This is a genomic window from Dickeya undicola (assembly GCF_000784735.1).
Lineage (GTDB): Bacteria > Pseudomonadota > Gammaproteobacteria > Enterobacterales > Enterobacteriaceae > Dickeya > Dickeya undicola.
This window is the reverse complement of record NZ_JSYG01000019.1, coordinates 163,758-181,286: the sequence shown is the minus strand read 5'-3', so window position 1 is coordinate 181,286 and position 17,529 is coordinate 163,758. Positions and strand designations below refer to the sequence as shown.

The following is a 17,529-nucleotide window of genomic DNA, read 5'->3' as shown; positions in this document are numbered from 1 at the left end:
CCTGTAAGACCTTAACGTACGGCGAGCCAGAAACAGGCTCTGTCAGTGGTTTTTTGCTCTGCACACACTTAGGAAATGAACCATGCGTTTGAAAAATCTCTCCATCCGTACCGGCTTGCTGACATTGCTGGCCGTGATCACCCTGCTGTTACTGCTGGTCAGCGGTATGGGGATTCAGGCCATCAACAAGAGCCGAGCCTCCCTGATGGCGCTCAATCAGATTCAGGGTGAACAATTGGGCGCATTGATGAATGGTTATAACCTGACGCTGCGAGCCAGAGCTTCCGCAACATTGGCGGTGCGCAAAATCGAAATCGGTTTGCTGGACGTCGGTGCCAAGGAAACCGAAAAGCTGGAAGGCTATGTACAGCAATCGGAAAAGGAGATTCACCAGTTCAGCAGTGTGGGGACCACTGGCGAACAGGAGCAAAAGCTGGCACAACAGGTACTGAAAAGTTATCAGGACTACCTGAATCAGGGGCTGAAACCGATGTTGGACTCCCTGAAAAAGCAGTACACCGACGAATATTACACCTTGCTGGAAAACAACCTGACGCCTCTGAGCGACGCATTTGATAAATCCATCCAGAACTTCCGCAGCTACTCCCAGCAACTCTCTGAACAACATATCCAACAGGCTAATCAAAACGAGCGGATCATGCTGATGCTGATCGCGTTCGCCTGCCTGCTCTCTCTGTTGCTGGTGCTGCTGGGCTGGCTGGCGCTGCGCCACATGCTGCTCAAACCGCTGGATCAGGCCATTGAACAACTGGAGCACGTCGCCTCCGGTGATTTGACCCGCCGCATTACTCAAGGGGGCAACAATGAACTGGGTCGGCTGAGCGATGCTATCGAGCGTATGCAAATGGGATTGCTGGATTCGGTCAGTCAGGTGCGTGACGCCAGTCATCAGATCGATCAAGGCAGCCGCGAGTTATTCAGCGGTAACCGTAATCTGGCGGAACGGACCGAAGATTCGGTCGCCGCACTGGAACAGACCGCCGCCAGTCTGGAAGAGCTGAGCGCGACGGTTAAACGTAACGCCGATAACGCCGAGCTGGCTCATCAGCTGACCAATCAGGTTTCCGACACCACCGACCGCGGCAACGAATCCGTTAACTACGTGGTGGAAAAAATGCGTGAAATCGCCGCCAGTGCTAAACGGATCAGCGATATTCTCGGTGTTATCGACGGCATTGCCTTCCAGACTAACATTCTGGCGCTGAACGCCGCAGTGGAAGCAGCCCGTGCGGGTGAGCAAGGCAAAGGCTTCGCGGTGGTGGCAGGCGAAGTGCGAAGTCTGGCACAGCACAGCGCGCAGGCCGCTAAAGAGATCCGTACCCTGATTCTGGATTCTCAAACCCACGTATCAGAAGGACTGGAACTGGCCGCCAAAGCCGGTGCAACCATGGATGACGTGGCAGAAGAGATCAACCGTATCACCAGCCTGATGAAAGAGATCTCCTATGCTTCTCAGGAACAGCATCGCGGCATCGAACAGGTGAATATCGCCTTCACTCAGATAGACAAGGTGGCCCAGCAGAACGCCTCGCTGGTCAAAGCCTCCGCCGATACCACCCAATCGCTGGAAGAGCAATCTCGCCAGTTAGTGCAGGCGATGGCCATGTTCCGAATCGAAGACCACACCGCACTGCTGCAATCACGTTAATTCTCACCCTTGTTTTGGCAGTGACCAGCTACCGGTCACTGCCATTACACCGAGCAGCAGCCAGGCCGATTCACGCTTCCAGTGCATAATGCAGCACAACGCACAATAAACGGGCATAACATGCCTGTTTTCAGCACCAAACTATGCAACCTGCACAAGATATCCCCCTCAGCGCCCAACTATCGCTAACAGCAAAAGCGGCACATTCCTTGCTCACACTCCTTGCTGTTGTAACGTTCAGGACGTCATTGCACGGACATTGCTGTTCTCCGTATCGGGGCAAACCAGAGGGACCATCATGCCGGTATTTCATCACAACAACGCACCTCATCATCATACCGAGAGTGACCGGGACAGATGGCGAAGCGACATTCTGCTTCAATTGCTGACCAGCGATCATCCGGACTGGCCCCTCCTTCATCGGCGCGCCGCCTGGCTACAGCTAGAGCTGGACAAGCCTCATCGGGTAACGGCCTGGCGTCTGTCCGGGATGCCGTCGTTGTTTTCCTCGTCGCATTCTGGCTGCCCGGAAGCGCAACTGCACGACGCGCGCCAGCGGTTACAACAACAGTTACAGGAACACATGGCGGAGAACCTGCCACCAGTGATGCTGGGCGACCTCGGCCTGCTGGTGCTGCCAGCCGACAGTGCACTACTGCACGGTGGACAACAGACATTTGCCGCCTTGCGTCAGGCAATCAACATCGATATCGCGCCACTGACGCTGTTTGGCGGGATCTCCGGCCCAGTCAGTGCGGCCGAGCACTATCAGCGAGGGCTAAGCGAAGCCCGACAAGCGCTTAAAACCGCAGAAAGTCTGCGCCCGGAAAAAGGCCTGTGCGACTACACTGAGCTGGGGGTGCTGCAACTCTTGACGTCCGTCAGCGACCCGACATTACTGACCCGCTTTATGCACGATGTACTGGGTAACCTGATAGAAAAGCATCGCCAATCACCACATTTGCTGATTGAAACCCTGGATGCGGTATTGCAGGAAAACGGTAACCTGATCAAAGCTGCCGAGCGGCTGGCGATCCACCGCAATACGTTGCACCAGCGACTGCAACGCATCGAACAGCTGTCGGGCGGCACATTGAGCGAACCGTTGTTTCGCCTCAATGCATCCGTCGCGCTATTAGTCTGGCGTCTGTCTGGCTCACAGACTCAGGGAAGCGCCATGCCGTCATTCAAGACCACCTCACAGGAGTGATTATGAAGATTATCAACGCCGCCTTGCGTCATCAGGCCGGGCTTCACACACTGCAACTGCAAGACGGCCTGATTGCCGCGATTACCCCCCAGCCCGCCACGCAGCCCGCGATGCCGGGAGAGATCGACGCCGCCGGGCAACTGGCGATCCCGCCGTTGGTGGAACCGCATATTCACCTTGATGCCGTCCTCACTGCGGGCGAGCCGGAATGGAACATGAGCGGCACACTGTTTGAAGGTATTGAACGCTGGAGCCAGCGCAAGGCGGTCATCACCCACGAAGACACCAAACGCCGGGCGCATACCGCCATCGGCATGTTGCGCGACCACGGCATCCAGCATGTGCGTACCCACGTTGATGTGACCGACCCATCGCTGGCGGCGCTGGAAGCCATGCTGGAGATTAAAGCAGAGGCGAAGGAACTGATCGACCTGCAAATCGTCGCCTTCCCGCAGGAAGGCATCGAGTCGTACCCGGCAGGCCGTCAGTTGATGGAGCGCGCCATCGCGCTGGGTGCTGACGTGGTCGGCGGTATTCCCCATTTTGAGAACACCCGTGAACAGGGCGTCAGCTCGGTGAAATTCCTGATGGACCTGGCGGAGCGCACCGGTTGTCTGGTGGACGTACATTGCGATGAAACCGACGATCCGAACTCACGCTTTCTGGAAGTGCTGGCGGAAGAAGCCAGGGTGCGAGAGATGGGCGAGCGCGTCACCGCCAGCCACACCGTGGCGATGGGCTCTTATGACAACGCCTACTGCTCAAAACTGTTCCGCCTGCTGCGCCGCTCGGGCATCAGCTTCGTCTCCTGCCCGACCGAAAGCATTCACCTGCAAGGGCGCTTCGACACCTTTCCCAAACGCCGTGGCGTCACCCGCGTCGCCGAACTGGACCGCGCCGGGATGAACGTTTGCTTCGGACAGGACTCGATCAAAGACCCCTGGTATCCCTTAGGTAATGGCAACATCCTGCGTATTCTCGACGCCGGGCTGCATATCTGCCACATGATGGGGTATCAGGATTTGCAGCGTTGTCTCGATTTCGTGACCGACAACAGCGCCAAAGCGCTGCATCTGGGCGAACGCTACGGCCTCGTTGTCGGCCGCCCAGCCAACCTGCTGATTCTGGAAGCAGAAAACGACTACGAAGCGGTACGGCGACAGGCCAAGGCACGCCTGTCGATACGCCACGGCAAGGTCATTATGCAGCGTGAACCGGAGCGAATTCGGTATCCGAACCATCAACCTGATTAACATCATCCACAATACGCGTGACCAAATGAGCGTGACGAAGCGCCTATTGAAACAGGCGCTTCGTTGCACCCGCACAGGAATGGGCTCATTCAATGCTATGCATCAACCGTATTAGCTCACACCTGAACTGCACGCTTACGGCGCAGAGGTTGACCTAAGCTGGTAGGCAGCGTTGTGCGTGAAGCGGACGTTGCTGGCACTATTTCTTCTTATTAAGCATCGCCTTTAAATCGGCAAAGGGATTATAGGTTGCTGCGCCAATATCTTTTTGCGCATCTTCCCCCGCCACAACGGTTGTACCGTACTGCTCGGCTTCAGTGTACTTCGCGTGTTCGTGGTCATGACAATACAGACACAACAACTCCCAGTTGCTGCCATCTTCCGGGTTATTGGTATGGTCGTGATCGATATGGTGAACCGTTAATTCGCGTAGGTTTGAATAAACAAACTCCCGTGAGCAGCGCCCACACACCCATGGATAGATTTTTAGTGCTTTCTCACGGTAACCGCTTTCCAGCCGCGAGTAGTTTTTTGGGATCAAAGCCATTGCTGATGCCACCTGTTATAAAGAGATAATTTTACAATATATCCCATATATGGGACAGAAAGAGCCTGTTCGTCGTAGTCTGTTCCTCACGGTGAATTCAACCGATGGATGCAACACATCATGCCCCCTGACATCCAGAATTAACCGGCATTCATTTCAGGCCGCAGCATCCCCTCGCGGCATTGCTGCTGGTAACTCTGTTCAAAGGTCTGCATTCCGGCCTGGCTGCCGGTTTGCAGCAGGCTCGGTAACTGGTGGGTTTTGCCTTCGCGGATCAAGTTGCTGACCGCCGGGGTGGCGAGCAGCACTTCAAACAGCGCCACACGCCCGCCTTGCGCGCCCGGCAGCAGTTTCTGCGCCACCACCGCCTGTAGACTGCCAGCCAATTGCGTGCGAACAAAGGCTTTCTCCTCAGCGGGAAACACATCCACCAGCCGGTCCACCGCTTGCACCGCCCGCCGGGTATGCAGCGTCGCCAGCACCAGATGACCGGTTTCCGCCGCCGTCAGCGCCAGCCGAATCGTCTCGCTGTCGCGCAACTCACCGAGCAGCAGCACGTCCGGGTCTTCGCGTAGCGCAGAGCGCAGCGCGCTGGCGAACGCATCGCTGTGACGGCCAATCTCCCGCTGTTGGATCAGACAGCGCTGACTGGTGTGCAGGAACTCTATCGGGTCTTCCAGCGTAATAATGTGGCGAGCACGGCGTTGATTGAGCGAGGCTATCATCGCCGCCAGCGTGGTAGATTTACCGCTGCCGGTCGCGCCGGTCACCAGAATCAGGCCATCGGGACGGTCGGCTAACTCGGCGACTACAGGCGGCGCGCCCAGCGTCTGTAGATCTGGCTGATGTGACGGGATCAGGCGCAGCGCTGCCGACAGGCCGTGGCGCTGCATAAATAGATTGGCCCGTAACCGCTGGCCCTCCGGTAGCGTCAGCGCACAGTCGGCCTGCCCGTTTTGCCGTAGCTGCTGCTCGCAGGCCGGTTCCAGCCAGCGGCTGCACCATTGTTCCAGATCGTCGTTGTGCAATGGCGGCTGCGCAGCATCCGCCACCAGTTGCCCGTCGATACGCCAAACCGGCGGATGACCGCTGCACAGGTGCAGATCAGACACATTCTGTTTTACACTAGACCGCACCCATTCACTCACATCCATTGATTGGCCTCCTGAACCATGATGACGATATCGACAGTCCAGCAAAACCTACAGGACGTCCGGCAAAAAATCTCAACAGCGGCGCAACATTGCGGGCGCGCCCCGGAAGACATTACGCTGCTTGCAGTCAGCAAAACCAAACCTGTGAGCGCGCTCGAAGAAGCCATTGCAGCCGGGCAACGGGCATTTGGTGAAAACTATGTGCAGGAAGGGGTCGACAAGATTCGTCATTTTCAGACCCATCAACCGGATACGGCGCTGGAATGGCACTTTATCGGGCCGTTGCAGTCGAATAAGAGCCGCCCGGTCGCAGAGCATTTCGACTGGTGCCACACCATCGATCGGCTGCGTATCGCCCAGCGGCTGAGCGAGCAGCGCCCGGCGCACCTGCCGCCGCTTAACGTGCTGTTGCAGGTGAATATCAGCCAGGAACCGAGCAAATCCGGCATTCTGGCTGCGGACTTGCCCGCACTGGCGGCCAGCGTGTCCCCGTTGTCGAACCTGCGGCTGCGTGGTTTGATGGCGATCCCCGCGCCGGAAACTGATCATGACCGCCAACTGGCGGTATTTCGCCAAATGACCGAACTTTTCCTGCAACTAAAAGCGGATTATGGCACTTTGGATACCTTGTCGATGGGCATGACCGACGACATGGCCGCCGCCATTGAGGCCGGTAGCACGCTGGTGCGGATAGGCACCGCAATTTTTGGCGCACGTGATTATCATTCACCGGCCAGTTAACCTTAACGGACAGACGAAAACAGCGAGAACCTGATGGAACACCGTAAAATAGCCTTTATCGGCGCGGGCAATATGGCGCAGGCGATCATCGCCGGTCTGATAGCAGGCGGCTACCCTGCCAGCCAGGTCAGCGTTAGCGCACCGTCCGATACCCATCGAGATGCGTTAGCCGCTCGTTATGGCGTTGCCAGCCTGAGCGACAATATCACCTGTGCCCGTGACGCTGACGTTGTGGTGTTAGCCGTCAAACCGCAACTGATGGCGGACGTCTGCACAGCACTGGCGCAGCAGGTGGATTTCAGCGGCAAGCTGGTGTTGTCCATCGCCGCTGGCGTCAGCGTCGCCCGTTTCCGTCAGTTGCTGGGCGATGCGCTCAACATCGTGCGCATCATGCCCAATACACCATCACTGGTAGGCCAGGGCATGAGCGGCCTGTACGCCCCAGACAGCATCAGCACCGCCGATCGTACCTTTGCTGCGGATCTGATGAAGAGTGTCGGCAAACTGTGCTGGGTGGCTGACGAAGCACAAATTAACGGCGTGATCGCCGCAGCGGGTAGCGCCCCTGCCTACTTTTTCCTGTTTATGGAAGCCATGCAGCAGGAAGCCATCCGTCAGGGTTTTGATGCCGACATCGCCCGTTTACTGGTGCAACAGGCAGCCTGCGGTGCGGCAGCGCTGGTGGAAGCCAGCCCAGACATTCCGCTGTCAACACTGCGGGAAAATGTGACCTCAAAAGGCGGCACCACCGCCGAAGCACTGCGCGTATTCAACCAACGCCAGTTGGGCCAGATTGTCGCCGACGCCATGCAGGCCGCCGTACATCGGGCAAAAGAAATGGAATCGCTGTTCTGATTGCCGTCTGAAACATGATTTTTACTGAAGGAATGACCGTCTCATGCTGACCCTGACTTTTCTGGTCAAAACTCTGATTGACCTGTACGTGATGGTGTTATTGCTGCGCATTTGGATGCAATGGGCGCGCAGTGATTTTTATAACCCGCTGGCGCAGTTCGTGGTGAAGCTCACCCAGCCTATCATCGGGCCGTTGCGCCGCATCATCCCTTCACTGGGGCCGATCGACACCGCCTCGCTGCTGCTGGCGTTTCTGCTCACCACGCTCAAGTATCCATTACTGTTGCTGATTCAGGTCGGTTCATTGTCGCTAAGCCCGATCAATGTGCTGGTCGGTCTGCTGGCGCTGGTTAAATCCGCCGGTTATCTGGTGTTTTGGGTGGTGATCATCCGTTCGCTGATGAGCTGGATAAGCCAGGGCCGCAGCCCGGTGGATTACATGCTGTATCAGTTGACGGAGCCGTTGATGGGGCCGGTACGCCGTGTTCTGCCTTCAGTCGGTGGGCTGGATTTCTCACCGATGGTGGTGATATTGCTGCTGTACCTGTTGAACTATCTCGGCATGGATTTCTTCCCAGGGCTGTGGTTCTTGTTGTGAGTGCCGTCAGTCGCTGCGAAGACGGGCTGGTGATTCGGCTGTATATTCAGCCGAAAGCCAGCCGGGATCAGATCGTCGGGCTGCATGGCGACGAGCTGAAAGTCGCCATCACCGCGCCGCCGGTGGACGGCCAGGCCAATGCTCACCTGATCAAATTTCTGGCTAAACAGTTTCGGGTCGCCAAAGGCATGGTGACCATCGAAAAGGGTGAGCTTGGGCGTCACAAACAGATTAGAATCGTCAACCCGCAAGCCATCCCGACCGATGTCGCGGAACTCATCCCCTGAAGTTATTCTTTGAACTCATCCTCTGAACATTGCAGGAACAACAGATGCAAAACGTGGTTTTAGCCACCGGCAACGCCGGTAAAGTGCGTGAACTCGCCGGTCTGCTGGCGGATTTCGGCCTCGATGTGGTAGCGCAAACCACGCTGGGCGTCGAATCCGCCGAGGAAACCGGTTTAACCTTTATCGAAAACGCCATTCTGAAAGCGCGCCACGCCGCGCGTGAAACCGGTCTGCCTGCTATCGCCGACGATTCAGGACTGGCGGTGGATGCGCTGGGCGGCGCGCCGGGGATTTACTCCGCCCGCTACGCCGGGGAAGACGCCAGCGATCGGCAGAATCTCGACAAACTGCTGGTAGCGCTGGACAACGTGCCGGACGAACAGCGTCAGGCCAGTTTCCACTGCGTGCTGGTGTATCTGCGTCACGCCGACGACCCGACGCCGCTGGTGTGTCACGGCAGTTGGCAGGGTGTGATTACCCGCGCGCCGGTCGGCGAAGGCGGCTTCGGCTACGACCCGGTGTTTTTTGTGCCGTCAGTCGGCAAAACCGCTGCCGAACTGAGCCGCGAAGAGAAAAATGCCCTCTCTCACCGTGGTCAGGCGCTGCGTCAGTTGCTGGATGCCCTGCGACATGCTTAATCTGCCGCCGCTCAGCCTGTACATCCACATTCCCTGGTGCGTGCAGAAGTGCCCCTACTGCGACTTCAACTCCCACGCGCTGAAAGGCGAGGTGCCGCACGACGATTACGTGGCGCACCTGCTGGCGGATCTGGATGCCGACCTGCCGCTAGCTGGCGGACGCCCCCTGCACAGCATTTTTATTGGCGGCGGCACGCCGAGCCTGCTCAGCGCCGAGGCAATGCAACAGTTGCTGGATGGCGTGCGGGATCGGTTGTCGTTACCGGCCGAGGCAGAGATCACCATGGAAGCCAACCCTGGCACGGTGGAAGCCGACCGTTTCAGCGGCTACCAGCGCGCAGGCGTTAACCGGATTTCCATCGGCGTACAGAGTTTCAGCCCGGATAAACTGACACGGCTGGGACGTATCCACGGTCCAGAAGAGGCCAGGCGCGCCGCCCGGCTGGCTGCCGGTCTGGGGTTACGCAGTTTCAACCTCGACCTGATGCACGGGCTGCCGGACCAGTCGCTGGATGAAGCGCTGGACGACCTGCGCCAGGCCATTGCGCTCAACCCGCCACACTTGTCCTGGTATCAGTTAACCATCGAACCGAATACGTTGTTCGGCTCGCGCCCACCGACGCTGCCGGATGACGACGCACTGTGGGACATTTTCGAACAGGGCCACCGTTTGCTGAGCGACGCCGGTTATCAGCAGTATGAAACCTCGGCCTACGCCAAACCGGGTTACCAGTGCCAACACAACCTCAATTACTGGCGCTTCGGTGATTATCTGGGCATCGGCTGCGGGGCACACGGCAAAGTTACCTTCGCCGATGGCCGTATTGTACGCACGGTAAAAACCCGCCACCCACGCGGTTACATGCAGGGGAATTACCTGCATCAGCGCGATGAAGTGGCGATGGCCGACCGTCCGTTCGAGTTCTTCATGAACCGTTTCCGGCTGCTGGAACCGGCACCGCGAGCTGATTTCACCGCTTACACCGGGCTACCGGAAAGCACCATCAGGGCGCAGATAGATGAGGCGCTGGCGCAAGGTTACCTGACCGAAACCGCGCAACACTGGCAGGTGACCGAGCACGGCAAGCTGTTTCTCAACTCGTTGCTGGAGCTGTTTCTGGCGGAAGAATGAGCAGTAGAAGGATAAGAGAGCAGCACAAAAAGCTAGCTTAACAGATTGAGGATACGTTGAATTCCGATGTGGGATTATGACAAAGTGAAGGCGGGATTTGCCCCGCTCTAAAAGGTAAACCACCATGAAAACCCTAATCTTACTGGCCGCAACCCTATTCATGGCGAGCGCATTAAGCGGCTGTAATACCGCGCGCGGATTTGGTCAGGACGTTCAGAAACTCGGCAGCACCATTTCCCACTCCGCCAGTTGACCGGTGTCCCGCCTGCTGTACTGGCAGGCGGATCATCTTTCCAGAGCCACGATTACCCCGCCGTTCGCATCGGCACGTGGGGAATCCCATCCTCGTCGTAACCCTCGCCACACACCGCAAAACCAAATTGCTGGTAGAAATGCTGTAAATGCGCCTGTGCAGACAGATACTGCGCCCGTCCCGGCCAGTGTCGGACGCAGGCGGCCTGTGAATGCATCAACAATTGATGGCCTAACTGCTGACCGCGCGCATCAGGGGCAACCACCACCCGGCCGATGGTTACCGCGTCCTGCCCGTCATGGGGTGCCAGCAAGCGCGCGCAGGCGATCAGGCGGCCGTTTTGCCAGGCCGTGACATGGCGATTGCCGTCCACCAGATCCAAACCGTCCAGATCCTGATAGGCGCATTGCTGCTCTACCACAAACACCTGGCTGCGTAGGCGCAAAATGTCGTACAGCGCATACGGATTCAGGTCTTTCACACCCCAGTCATGCCAAATCAGACTCATCGCCGTTCCTTATTCATCATCGGCCGAATCGGTCGTTGCCGTCGGCTCAGGCCGACGCCGCCATTGGGTGAGCTGCACCCAGCCCCACAAACCAGTAATGCCCAGCGTAAACAGCACACCGAAGCCAACGCCGATCGCCAGTACCGGTACGCCGACCTTCACCGCCAGCGAATAGAGCGCCAGCATCAACAACATGGCACCGTTTTCACCCAGGTTCTGTACCGCAATGGCGTTGCCCGCCCCCACGCTCTCCCGGCCGCGTTCCTGCAACAAGGCATTAAGCGGTACGATGAAGAAGCCGCCCAGCGCCCCCAGTACCAGCAGGCAGGCGTAAGCGCTAATCAGGCTGTGTTGCAGGGTGAACACCACCACCATCACGCCGATCAATACCCCGGCAGGCAGGCAGCGGCGCACGGTTTTCAGCGTCACCAGTTTACCGGCCGCCGCCGCGCCGACCACAATCCCTACCGCCACCATGGCGTTGAGCAGCGTCGGCGTCGAGTTGTCGTTGATGCCCAGCGCCAGCGGCACCCACAGCACCAGCAGGAAACGCAGCGTCACGCCCGCGCCCCAGAACATGCCAGTGCCGACCAGCGAAAAGCGGGTTTCACCGTTACGCCACAGTACGCGGCAGGCGTCAAAGAACGAGCGGGTCATACGCGCCGGACGCCAGGACGCGCCGGGGCGCGCCGCCGCCAGTTTCGGAATCAGCAGGTTGGCGGCCAGCGCGATGCCATAAGCCAGCGCACACACCGCCAGCGCGCCGTAGATATGCCAGTCGGCCAGCACGCCACCCACCACCGACCCGGTGAGAATGGCGGCGATGGTGGAGGCCTCCATCAGACCGTTGGCTTTCACCAGCTGATCGCCGTGGGTGATTTCGCCCAGAATGCCGTACTTGGCCGGAGAATAAGCGGCCGCACCCAACCCTACCAGCGTGTAACCCAGGAACGGATTCCCCCCCAGACAGATCAACAACGCCCCCGCGAGCTTCAGGGCGTTGGCGAACATCATCACCCGCCCTTTGGCGAAACTGTCGGCGAACTGGCCGACAAAGGGTGCCAGCACGATATAAGCGGCGACAAACCCCATCTGCAGGAAAGGCTGACTCCAGTCGGGATACGCCAGCGACTTCACCAGCGCCAGCGTAGCGAACAGCAGCGCGTTATCGCCGAAGGCAGAGAAAAACTGCGCCACCATCACCGCATTCATGCCACGGGAAAACAGCGATGACGAGGGAGAAATCTGATTACTCATGCATCATGCTCCGGTTGTTCCCCGGCGTCCGCTGCGACGTCACCAGCAGGCTGTTCCGCCAGTTGGCGCAGCGTGACGAAATCCGGTTTGCCGCTGCCCAATAACGGTAATTCCTTCAGGTAACGGATGTCGCGTGGCACCGCCAGTTCTGGCGTACCGTTCGAACGGGCCTGTGCCAGCAAGCTGTCGCGAGCCAGGTTAGCATCGGTGGTAAACAGCACCAGCGCTTCTCCTTTACTGCTGTCGCTGCGGGCGCTGGCGGCGTGCTGCGCCTGCGGCGATACCTGATTCGCCAGTTGCTCCACGCTTTCCAGCGACACCATTTCCCCGGCCAGCTTGGCAAAGCGCTTAACACGACCAACGATGGTGCAGAAGCCTTGTTCATCCACATCGACGATGTCGCCGGTGTCGTACCAGTTCGCTTCACGCTGCCCCAGCTCATTTTCCGCTGCGGGCAACTCCAGCTCACCGGGGTTCTCCACCCGTAAATAACCTTTCATTACGTTCGGCCCGCGCAGTTGCAGACGGCCGCCGTGATGGATACCCGGCACCGGAATCAACCGCGACTCAATGCCCGGCAACAACCGGCCGACGGAATGCAGTTTGCACGCCATCGGTACGTTGATCGCTACCACCGGCGCGCATTCGGTCACGCCATAGCCTTCCAGAATGCGGATACCGAATTTATCCTGCCACGCGGCCCGCACCTGCTCGGACAGTTTTTCCGCCCCGGCCACCACGTAACGCAGGCGAGCAAAATCATACGGATGGGCGAAGCGTGCATAGTGCCCAAGAAAGGTGGAGGTGCCGAACAGCACCGTGCAGTTACGGTCATACACCAGTTCCGGCACAATGCGATAATGCAACGGACTCGGGTAGAGGAACACCCGTGCACCGGTCATTAGCGGTGTCAGCAGCCCCACCGTCAGCCCGAAGGCGTGGAACAGTGGCAGCGCCGACATAAAACGGTCACGCGGCGTGAAATCGGCCACGGTGCGGATCTGCTCCACGTTGGCCGTCAGGCTGTTGTGGCTATGCACCACGCCTTTCGGGTTGCCCTCCGAGCCGGAGGTAAACAGGATTACCGCCGCGTCGTCCGGCTGTTGCGGGCGCATGGCGCGTGTCGGGAACAGCAGATGGAACAGGATCCACAGTTTGTCCGACAGCGTAACGGTATCCTTCAAATCTTCCAGATAGACCCAGTTCGCCTCTTTCACCTGCTGCGGCAGGTGGGTCAACTTGCCTTTTTCCAGAAACTGCCGCGAGGTGACGATGGTTTTGATCCGCGCCGCGGTCATCGCGCTCTGAATCCCTTTCGCCCCAGCGGTGTAGTTGAGCATGGCAGGCACCCGGCTGCCGAGTGACGCCCCGAGGATTGCAGCGGCGGTGACGGTGGTGTTGGGCAGCAGCAGCCCGACATGTTCGCGCTCACCGGTAAAGCGTTGCAGAATGCGCGATACCCCGAGCGATTTTTTCAGCAGACCGTGGTAGCTGTCTTCCTTCAGGTTGATGTCTTCAATACAAGGCGAGTGGTAACCGTAACGCGCGCAGGCGGCCAGAAAGGCTTCATATAACGTATGCCGCGGGCGCACCGCCATGCGGGCGTCCATCATGATGCGATGCAACGCTTCTCCCGCCAGCTCGCGGCGTTCGCGCGCCGACGAGGCCACCGGCATCGGCAGTTGAGCCGGTGGTAAAAAATGCAGTGAAATCTGCGGAAACAGACGGCGACGCAACACACTGCCCAGACGGCCGAAATGGGTGAACTCCGGTCCTTCGATGCGCACAGGCACCACCGCCGCACCTGCGCGGGCAGCCACAAATGCCGCGCCGCTGTAAATTTTCATCAGTGAACCGGTAACGGTGATACGCCCTTCAGGGAACACCACCACCGGTCGGCCTTGCTCCACCAACCGGATCAACTGTTTAATCGCCAGCGGTTTGGTCGGGTCCAGCGGCAGAAAATCGATATAGGGTTTCAGCCAGCGCATGAACCACTGGTTGGTGATATTGGAATAGACGGCGAACACCGGTTTGCTTTGTACCGGCAGAAACAGCGCCATCAACACGCCATCAAGGAATGAAACGTGGTTTGGGGTAATCAATATCTTTGACTGCCGGAAACTGCTTTCGTCACCCGTTACCTGAATGCGGTACAGATGCTGCAGTACCCAGCGTAAAAAGGTATAAATCATCCCACCTCCCTATGTATAAACAGTAACCTTGTCCGGTTTGGACCTAGATGTCGCCGATTGTTCACGGCAGCTCGCTCCCATCGATTGTTCACTTTCGCCACCGATACAAGCACCACGCCAGGATAACGCGCGCATTGCAGCGCCGCTCCCCGTCAACGGGTTCACCATACCATAAACCTTACCAACATTAGCGATGAAAACACCGCCGAAATCAGCCGTGAAGGGGCGTCAAAAAACAGTAGAAAATCATCAAACTGCGGCGAAGAAAGATCGGGCGGGTGGCGGCCCGCCCAGCGGAAGGGTTACAGCTGTTCGCCGTTACTGGCGACCACCTGCTTGTACCAGTCAAAGCTTTTTTTCTTACAGCGCGCCAGTGTGCCGTGGCCGTCATTATCTTTATCCACGTAGATAAAGCCGTAGCGTTTTTTCATCTCGCCGGTGCCAGCGCTAACGATGTCTATCGGCCCCCACCAGGTGTACCCCATGATATCGCAACCGTCAGCAATGGCTTCCGCCATCTCCTGCAAGTGCTGACGACCATAGCTGATGCGCTCGTCGTCGTTGATGGCACCGCTCGCGTCTGGCGTATCCACCGCGCCAAAACCGTTCTCAACGATAAACAACGGTTTTTCATAGCGGTCCGCCAGTTCGTTACAAACCTGTCGCAGCCCTTTCGGGTCAATGGTCCACCCCCAGGCGCTGCTTTTCAGGTAGGGGTTATCCAACCCCACCACGCCACCAGTGTCCGCCAGCACCGGCATATCGGCCTGATAGGTGGCGCTGCGGTAGTAACTGAAACCGAGATAGTCTGATGGGTGCGCCGCCAGCAACGCCAAATCGCCCGCTTCCATCGCCAGTTCAATGCCATGTTCACGCCATATCCGCTGGCTATACGCCGGGTAGTGACCACGCATCATCACATCCGAGTAAAACAGCGATCGGCGGCGGATCTGCATGGTGGCGAACACATCGTCCGGATGACAGGTGTGAGGATATAACGTGCTGAGCGACAGCATACAGCCGATTTTGGCCTGCGGAATAATCCGGTGGCATAACTGGTTTGCCAGCGCGTTAGCGACAAACATGTGATGGCTGGCCTGATAAATCGCCTGTAACCGCTGCTCCGGCTCAGGCTGTATCGCGCCGGTGGCAAACGGAATACGGTGCATATTGTTGAGTTCATTGAACGTCATCCAATATTTCACCTTATCCCGATAGCGATAAAATACCGTCTCGCAGTAGCGGATGAAAAAATCGACCAGCCGACGATCCTGCCAACCGCCATAACGCTGATACAACGCCAGCGGCGTTTCATAATGCGACAGGGTAATCACCGGCTGGATGCCGTACTTCAATAGTTCGTCAAACAACTGGTCGTAGAAACGCAGCCCCGCTTCGTTGGGCTGCGCCTCATCCCCCTGCGGGAAAATGCGCGACCAGGCGATCGAGGTACGAAAGCATTTGAACCCCATTTCAGCGAACAGGGCGATGTCGTCCCGGTAACGGTGATAGAAATCGATCGCTTCGTGGCTGGGGTAGTAACTTGCGGGGTCGACCGCCGCATCCGGTTTGCCTGCCACGATGCCGCCGCGTACCACATCGGCAATCGACGGCCCTTTGCCGTCCTCATTCCAGGCACCTTCCGCCTGATTGGCGGCAATCGCGCCGCCCCATAAAAACCCTTGCGGGAAACGAGCCATGATCACTCCTTACTATCCGGTAAAGCCGACAGCTCACGCTATCGGCGTTTGAATCAGTCGAGGTCTGCGCCGTTGGAGGCGATAAGCTTGCGATACCAGTAGAAGCTTTTTTTACGCGAGCGCTGCTGGGTGCCGTGTCCGTCGTCGTCCTGATCGACATAGATAAAGCCGTAGCGCTTGGAGATTTGCGCAGTGCCAGCACTGACTACGTCGATCGGCCCCCACCAGGTGTAGCCGAACAGTTTGACGCCGTCCGCCAGCGCTTCCTTCATTTGCTCCACATGCTGGCGCAGGTAGTCGATGCGATAGTCATCGTCAATTGAACCGTCCGGGTTGACGCTATCCACCGCGCCCAACCCGTTTTCGGCGATGAACAGCGGTTTCTGATAGCGGTCATACAGTTGGTTGAGCGCCAGCCGCAACCCTTTCGGGTCAATCTGCCAGCCCCACTCGCTGGTGGGCAGATAGGGATTGCGGATACCGCCGGTGATCAGATTGCCGGTCACGCCTTCCAGCTTTTCCGGGTGGGCGCTGACGGTGCTGGACATGTAGTAGCTGAACGACACGTAATCCACCGGGTACTGGCGCAGGATCTCGTCGTCCCCTGGTTCCTTGTTCAGCACCACGCCTTTTTCCGCCAGCATACGGTCGGTATAGGCCGGGTAGTAGCCGCGAGCCTGTACGTCACTGAAGAACAGCGACACCCGCTGCGCGTCCTCACAAGCCTGTAGATCGTCCGGGTGACAGGTGTTGGGATAGAGGATCTGGTAGCTGATCATGCAGCCGACCTGTGAACCGGGAATGATCTGGTGGCAGGCCTTGGTCGCCAGCGCGCTGGCGATAAACTGATGGTGCACGCCCTGATACTTGTCCTGCTCCAGATGCGGATTGTCTTCCTCGATCACCCCAACGCTGACGTAGGGGTGATGTTTGACGCAGTTGATCTCGTTGAAGGTCATCCAGTATTTGACCTTGTGTCGATAGCGCTCGAATACCGTGGTGGCGAACCGCACGTAAAAATCGACCAGTTTGCGGTTAGGCCAGCCGCCGTATTCAGTGACCAGACACAGCGGCATCTCGTAGTGGGACAACGACACAATCGGCTGAATGTTGTGCGCCAGCAGGGCATCAAGCACCCGGTCGTAAAACGCCAGCCCCTCTTCATTCGGTTCGGTTTCGTCGCCGCGCGGGAAAATACGCGTCCAGGCGATCGACATACGAAAGCACTTGAACCCCATCTCGGCGAACAGCGCGATATCTTCCTTGTAGTGGTAATAAAAGCCGTTGCCCTTACGTTTTGGATAGTACTTTTTACTGTGAGGGTCCTGCGCGTCCGCCACCTGCTGGTGGGTCATAAACAGCCACTGATCCAGCCAGCGTTCTTTGGGCGTGCGGCTGTCAAAGGTATACACATCCGACACCGACAGCCCTTTACCGCCCACATTCCAGGCACCTTCCAGTTGGTTGGCGGCCGTCGCGCCGCCCCACAGAAAATCCGATGGAAATACGTTTGATACGCTCATGCATTCTCT

The 17,529-nt window shown here is 58.0% G+C and carries 17 protein-coding genes; 10 read left to right on the top strand and 7 right to left on the bottom strand.

The window, feature by feature from the left end; genetic code table 11:
* The first annotated feature begins 82 nt into the window (after positions 1-82).
* The 3 genes from OB87_RS09500 to codA all read left to right on the top strand — a co-directional run bounded on the left by OB87_RS09500 (position 83) and on the right by codA (position 4,132).
* On the top strand, positions 83-1,669 hold the full coding sequence (locus OB87_RS09500; RefSeq protein ID WP_033569202.1) for a methyl-accepting chemotaxis protein: 1,587 nt from the start codon (positions 83-85) through the stop codon (positions 1,667-1,669).
* Between the two features lie 298 nt (positions 1,670-1,967).
* Positions 1,968-2,879: a PucR family transcriptional regulator gene (locus OB87_RS09495; protein WP_033569201.1), complete on the top strand. Its 912-nt coding sequence runs from the start codon at positions 1,968-1,970 to the stop codon at positions 2,877-2,879.
* Between the two features lie 2 nt (positions 2,880-2,881).
* Complete coding sequence (gene codA, locus OB87_RS09490; RefSeq protein WP_033569200.1) at positions 2,882-4,132, top strand: cytosine deaminase; 1,251 nt, start codon at positions 2,882-2,884, stop codon at positions 4,130-4,132.
* Positions 4,133-4,331: 199 nt separating this feature from the next.
* Here codA and yajD read toward each other — a convergent pair whose 3' ends face one another.
* Together yajD and OB87_RS09480 are read right to left on the bottom strand one after the other, a co-directional pair.
* A complete protein-coding gene (gene yajD / locus OB87_RS09485) occupies positions 4,332-4,679 on the bottom strand; it encodes an HNH nuclease YajD (RefSeq protein ID WP_033569199.1) in 348 nt (115 codons plus the stop codon).
* Positions 4,680-4,819: 140 nt separating this feature from the next.
* Positions 4,820-5,833, bottom strand: coding sequence for a type IV pilus twitching motility protein PilT (locus OB87_RS09480; RefSeq protein WP_033569198.1), 1,014 nt, complete (start codon positions 5,831-5,833; stop codon positions 4,820-4,822).
* 27 nt (positions 5,834-5,860) lie between these two features.
* Between OB87_RS09480 and OB87_RS09475 the strand changes: the two genes are divergently transcribed.
* The 7 genes from OB87_RS09475 to OB87_RS09445 all read left to right on the top strand — a co-directional run bounded on the left by OB87_RS09475 (position 5,861) and on the right by OB87_RS09445 (position 10,337).
* Positions 5,861-6,574 carry a YggS family pyridoxal phosphate-dependent enzyme gene (locus tag OB87_RS09475; protein ID WP_033569288.1) on the top strand — a complete coding sequence of 238 codons (714 nt, stop codon included), beginning with the start codon at positions 5,861-5,863 and terminating at the stop codon, positions 6,572-6,574.
* A 33-nt stretch (positions 6,575-6,607) separates the two neighbouring features.
* On the top strand, positions 6,608-7,429 hold the full coding sequence (gene proC, locus OB87_RS09470; protein WP_033569197.1) for a pyrroline-5-carboxylate reductase: 822 nt from the start codon (positions 6,608-6,610) through the stop codon (positions 7,427-7,429).
* Between the two features lie 43 nt (positions 7,430-7,472).
* Entirely contained in the window at positions 7,473-8,027 is a 555-nt protein-coding gene (locus OB87_RS09465; protein ID WP_033569196.1) for a YggT family protein, read from the top strand.
* Positions 8,024-8,314: a DUF167 family protein YggU gene (yggU, locus tag OB87_RS09460; RefSeq protein WP_033569195.1), complete on the top strand. Its 291-nt coding sequence runs from the start codon at positions 8,024-8,026 to the stop codon at positions 8,312-8,314. Before OB87_RS09465 ends, yggU begins: the two co-directional genes overlap by 4 nt.
* A 44-nt stretch (positions 8,315-8,358) precedes the next feature.
* Positions 8,359-8,952, top strand: a complete 594-nt coding sequence (locus OB87_RS09455; RefSeq protein WP_033569194.1) for an XTP/dITP diphosphatase — start codon at positions 8,359-8,361, stop codon at positions 8,950-8,952.
* The gene (gene hemW, locus OB87_RS09450; protein WP_033569193.1) at positions 8,945-10,084 is read left to right on the top strand and encodes a radical SAM family heme chaperone HemW; all 1,140 of its coding nucleotides are present in this window, start codon (positions 8,945-8,947) and stop codon (positions 10,082-10,084) included. Before OB87_RS09455 ends, hemW begins: the two co-directional genes overlap by 8 nt.
* A gap of 124 nt (positions 10,085-10,208) precedes the next feature.
* Positions 10,209-10,337, top strand: a complete 129-nt coding sequence (locus OB87_RS09445; RefSeq protein WP_033569192.1) for an entericidin A/B family lipoprotein — start codon at positions 10,209-10,211, stop codon at positions 10,335-10,337.
* Between the two features lie 52 nt (positions 10,338-10,389).
* Here the strand turns inward: OB87_RS09445 and OB87_RS09440 are convergent, their stop codons facing one another.
* The 5 genes from OB87_RS09440 to OB87_RS09420 form a co-directional block, all read right to left on the bottom strand.
* A complete protein-coding gene (locus OB87_RS09440) occupies positions 10,390-10,845 on the bottom strand; it encodes a GNAT family N-acetyltransferase (protein WP_033569191.1) in 456 nt (151 codons plus the stop codon).
* A gap of 9 nt (positions 10,846-10,854) precedes the next feature.
* Positions 10,855-12,102, bottom strand: coding sequence for a lysophospholipid transporter LplT (gene lplT / locus OB87_RS09435; RefSeq protein ID WP_033569190.1), 1,248 nt, complete (start codon positions 12,100-12,102; stop codon positions 10,855-10,857).
* Positions 12,099-14,297, bottom strand: coding sequence for a bifunctional acyl-ACP--phospholipid O-acyltransferase/long-chain-fatty-acid--ACP ligase (gene aas, locus OB87_RS09430; protein WP_033569189.1), 2,199 nt, complete (start codon positions 14,295-14,297; stop codon positions 12,099-12,101). Before aas ends, lplT begins: the two co-directional genes overlap by 4 nt.
* Positions 14,298-14,599: 302 nt before the next feature.
* The gene (locus OB87_RS09425) at positions 14,600-15,997 is read right to left on the bottom strand and encodes a glycoside hydrolase family 1 protein (RefSeq protein ID WP_033569188.1); all 1,398 of its coding nucleotides are present in this window, start codon (positions 15,995-15,997) and stop codon (positions 14,600-14,602) included.
* A 53-nt stretch (positions 15,998-16,050) separates the two neighbouring features.
* Positions 16,051-17,520: a glycoside hydrolase family 1 protein gene (locus tag OB87_RS09420; RefSeq protein ID WP_033569187.1), complete on the bottom strand. Its 1,470-nt coding sequence runs from the start codon at positions 17,518-17,520 to the stop codon at positions 16,051-16,053.
* Positions 17,521-17,529 lie beyond the last annotated feature (9 nt).

Bases quoted from the DNA above. Each gene is read 5' to 3' on its own strand.
- OB87_RS09500 (WP_033569202.1), top strand. From the start codon at position 83: ATGCGTTTGAAAAATCTCTCCATCCGTACCGGCTTGCTGACATTGCTG.
- OB87_RS09495 (WP_033569201.1), top strand. From the start codon at position 1,968: ATGCCGGTATTTCATCACAACAACGCACCTCATCATCATACCGAGAGT.
- codA (WP_033569200.1), top strand. From the start codon at position 2,882: ATGAAGATTATCAACGCCGCCTTGCGTCATCAGGCCGGGCTTCACACA.
- yajD (WP_033569199.1), bottom strand. From the start codon at position 4,679: ATGGCTTTGATCCCAAAAAACTACTCGCGGCTGGAAAGCGGTTACCGT.
- OB87_RS09480 (WP_033569198.1), bottom strand. From the start codon at position 5,833: ATGGATGTGAGTGAATGGGTGCGGTCTAGTGTAAAACAGAATGTGTCT.
- proC (WP_033569197.1), top strand. From the start codon at position 6,608: ATGGAACACCGTAAAATAGCCTTTATCGGCGCGGGCAATATGGCGCAG.
- OB87_RS09465 (WP_033569196.1), top strand. From the start codon at position 7,473: ATGCTGACCCTGACTTTTCTGGTCAAAACTCTGATTGACCTGTACGTG.
- OB87_RS09455 (WP_033569194.1), top strand. From the start codon at position 8,359: ATGCAAAACGTGGTTTTAGCCACCGGCAACGCCGGTAAAGTGCGTGAA.
- hemW (WP_033569193.1), top strand. From the start codon at position 8,945: ATGCTTAATCTGCCGCCGCTCAGCCTGTACATCCACATTCCCTGGTGC.
- OB87_RS09445 (WP_033569192.1), top strand. From the start codon at position 10,209: ATGAAAACCCTAATCTTACTGGCCGCAACCCTATTCATGGCGAGCGCA.
- OB87_RS09440 (WP_033569191.1), bottom strand. From the start codon at position 10,845: ATGAGTCTGATTTGGCATGACTGGGGTGTGAAAGACCTGAATCCGTAT.
- lplT (WP_033569190.1), bottom strand. From the start codon at position 12,102: ATGAGTAATCAGATTTCTCCCTCGTCATCGCTGTTTTCCCGTGGCATG.
- aas (WP_033569189.1), bottom strand. From the start codon at position 14,297: ATGATTTATACCTTTTTACGCTGGGTACTGCAGCATCTGTACCGCATT.
- OB87_RS09425 (WP_033569188.1), bottom strand. From the start codon at position 15,997: ATGGCTCGTTTCCCGCAAGGGTTTTTATGGGGCGGCGCGATTGCCGCC.
- OB87_RS09420 (WP_033569187.1), bottom strand. From the start codon at position 17,520: ATGAGCGTATCAAACGTATTTCCATCGGATTTTCTGTGGGGCGGCGCG.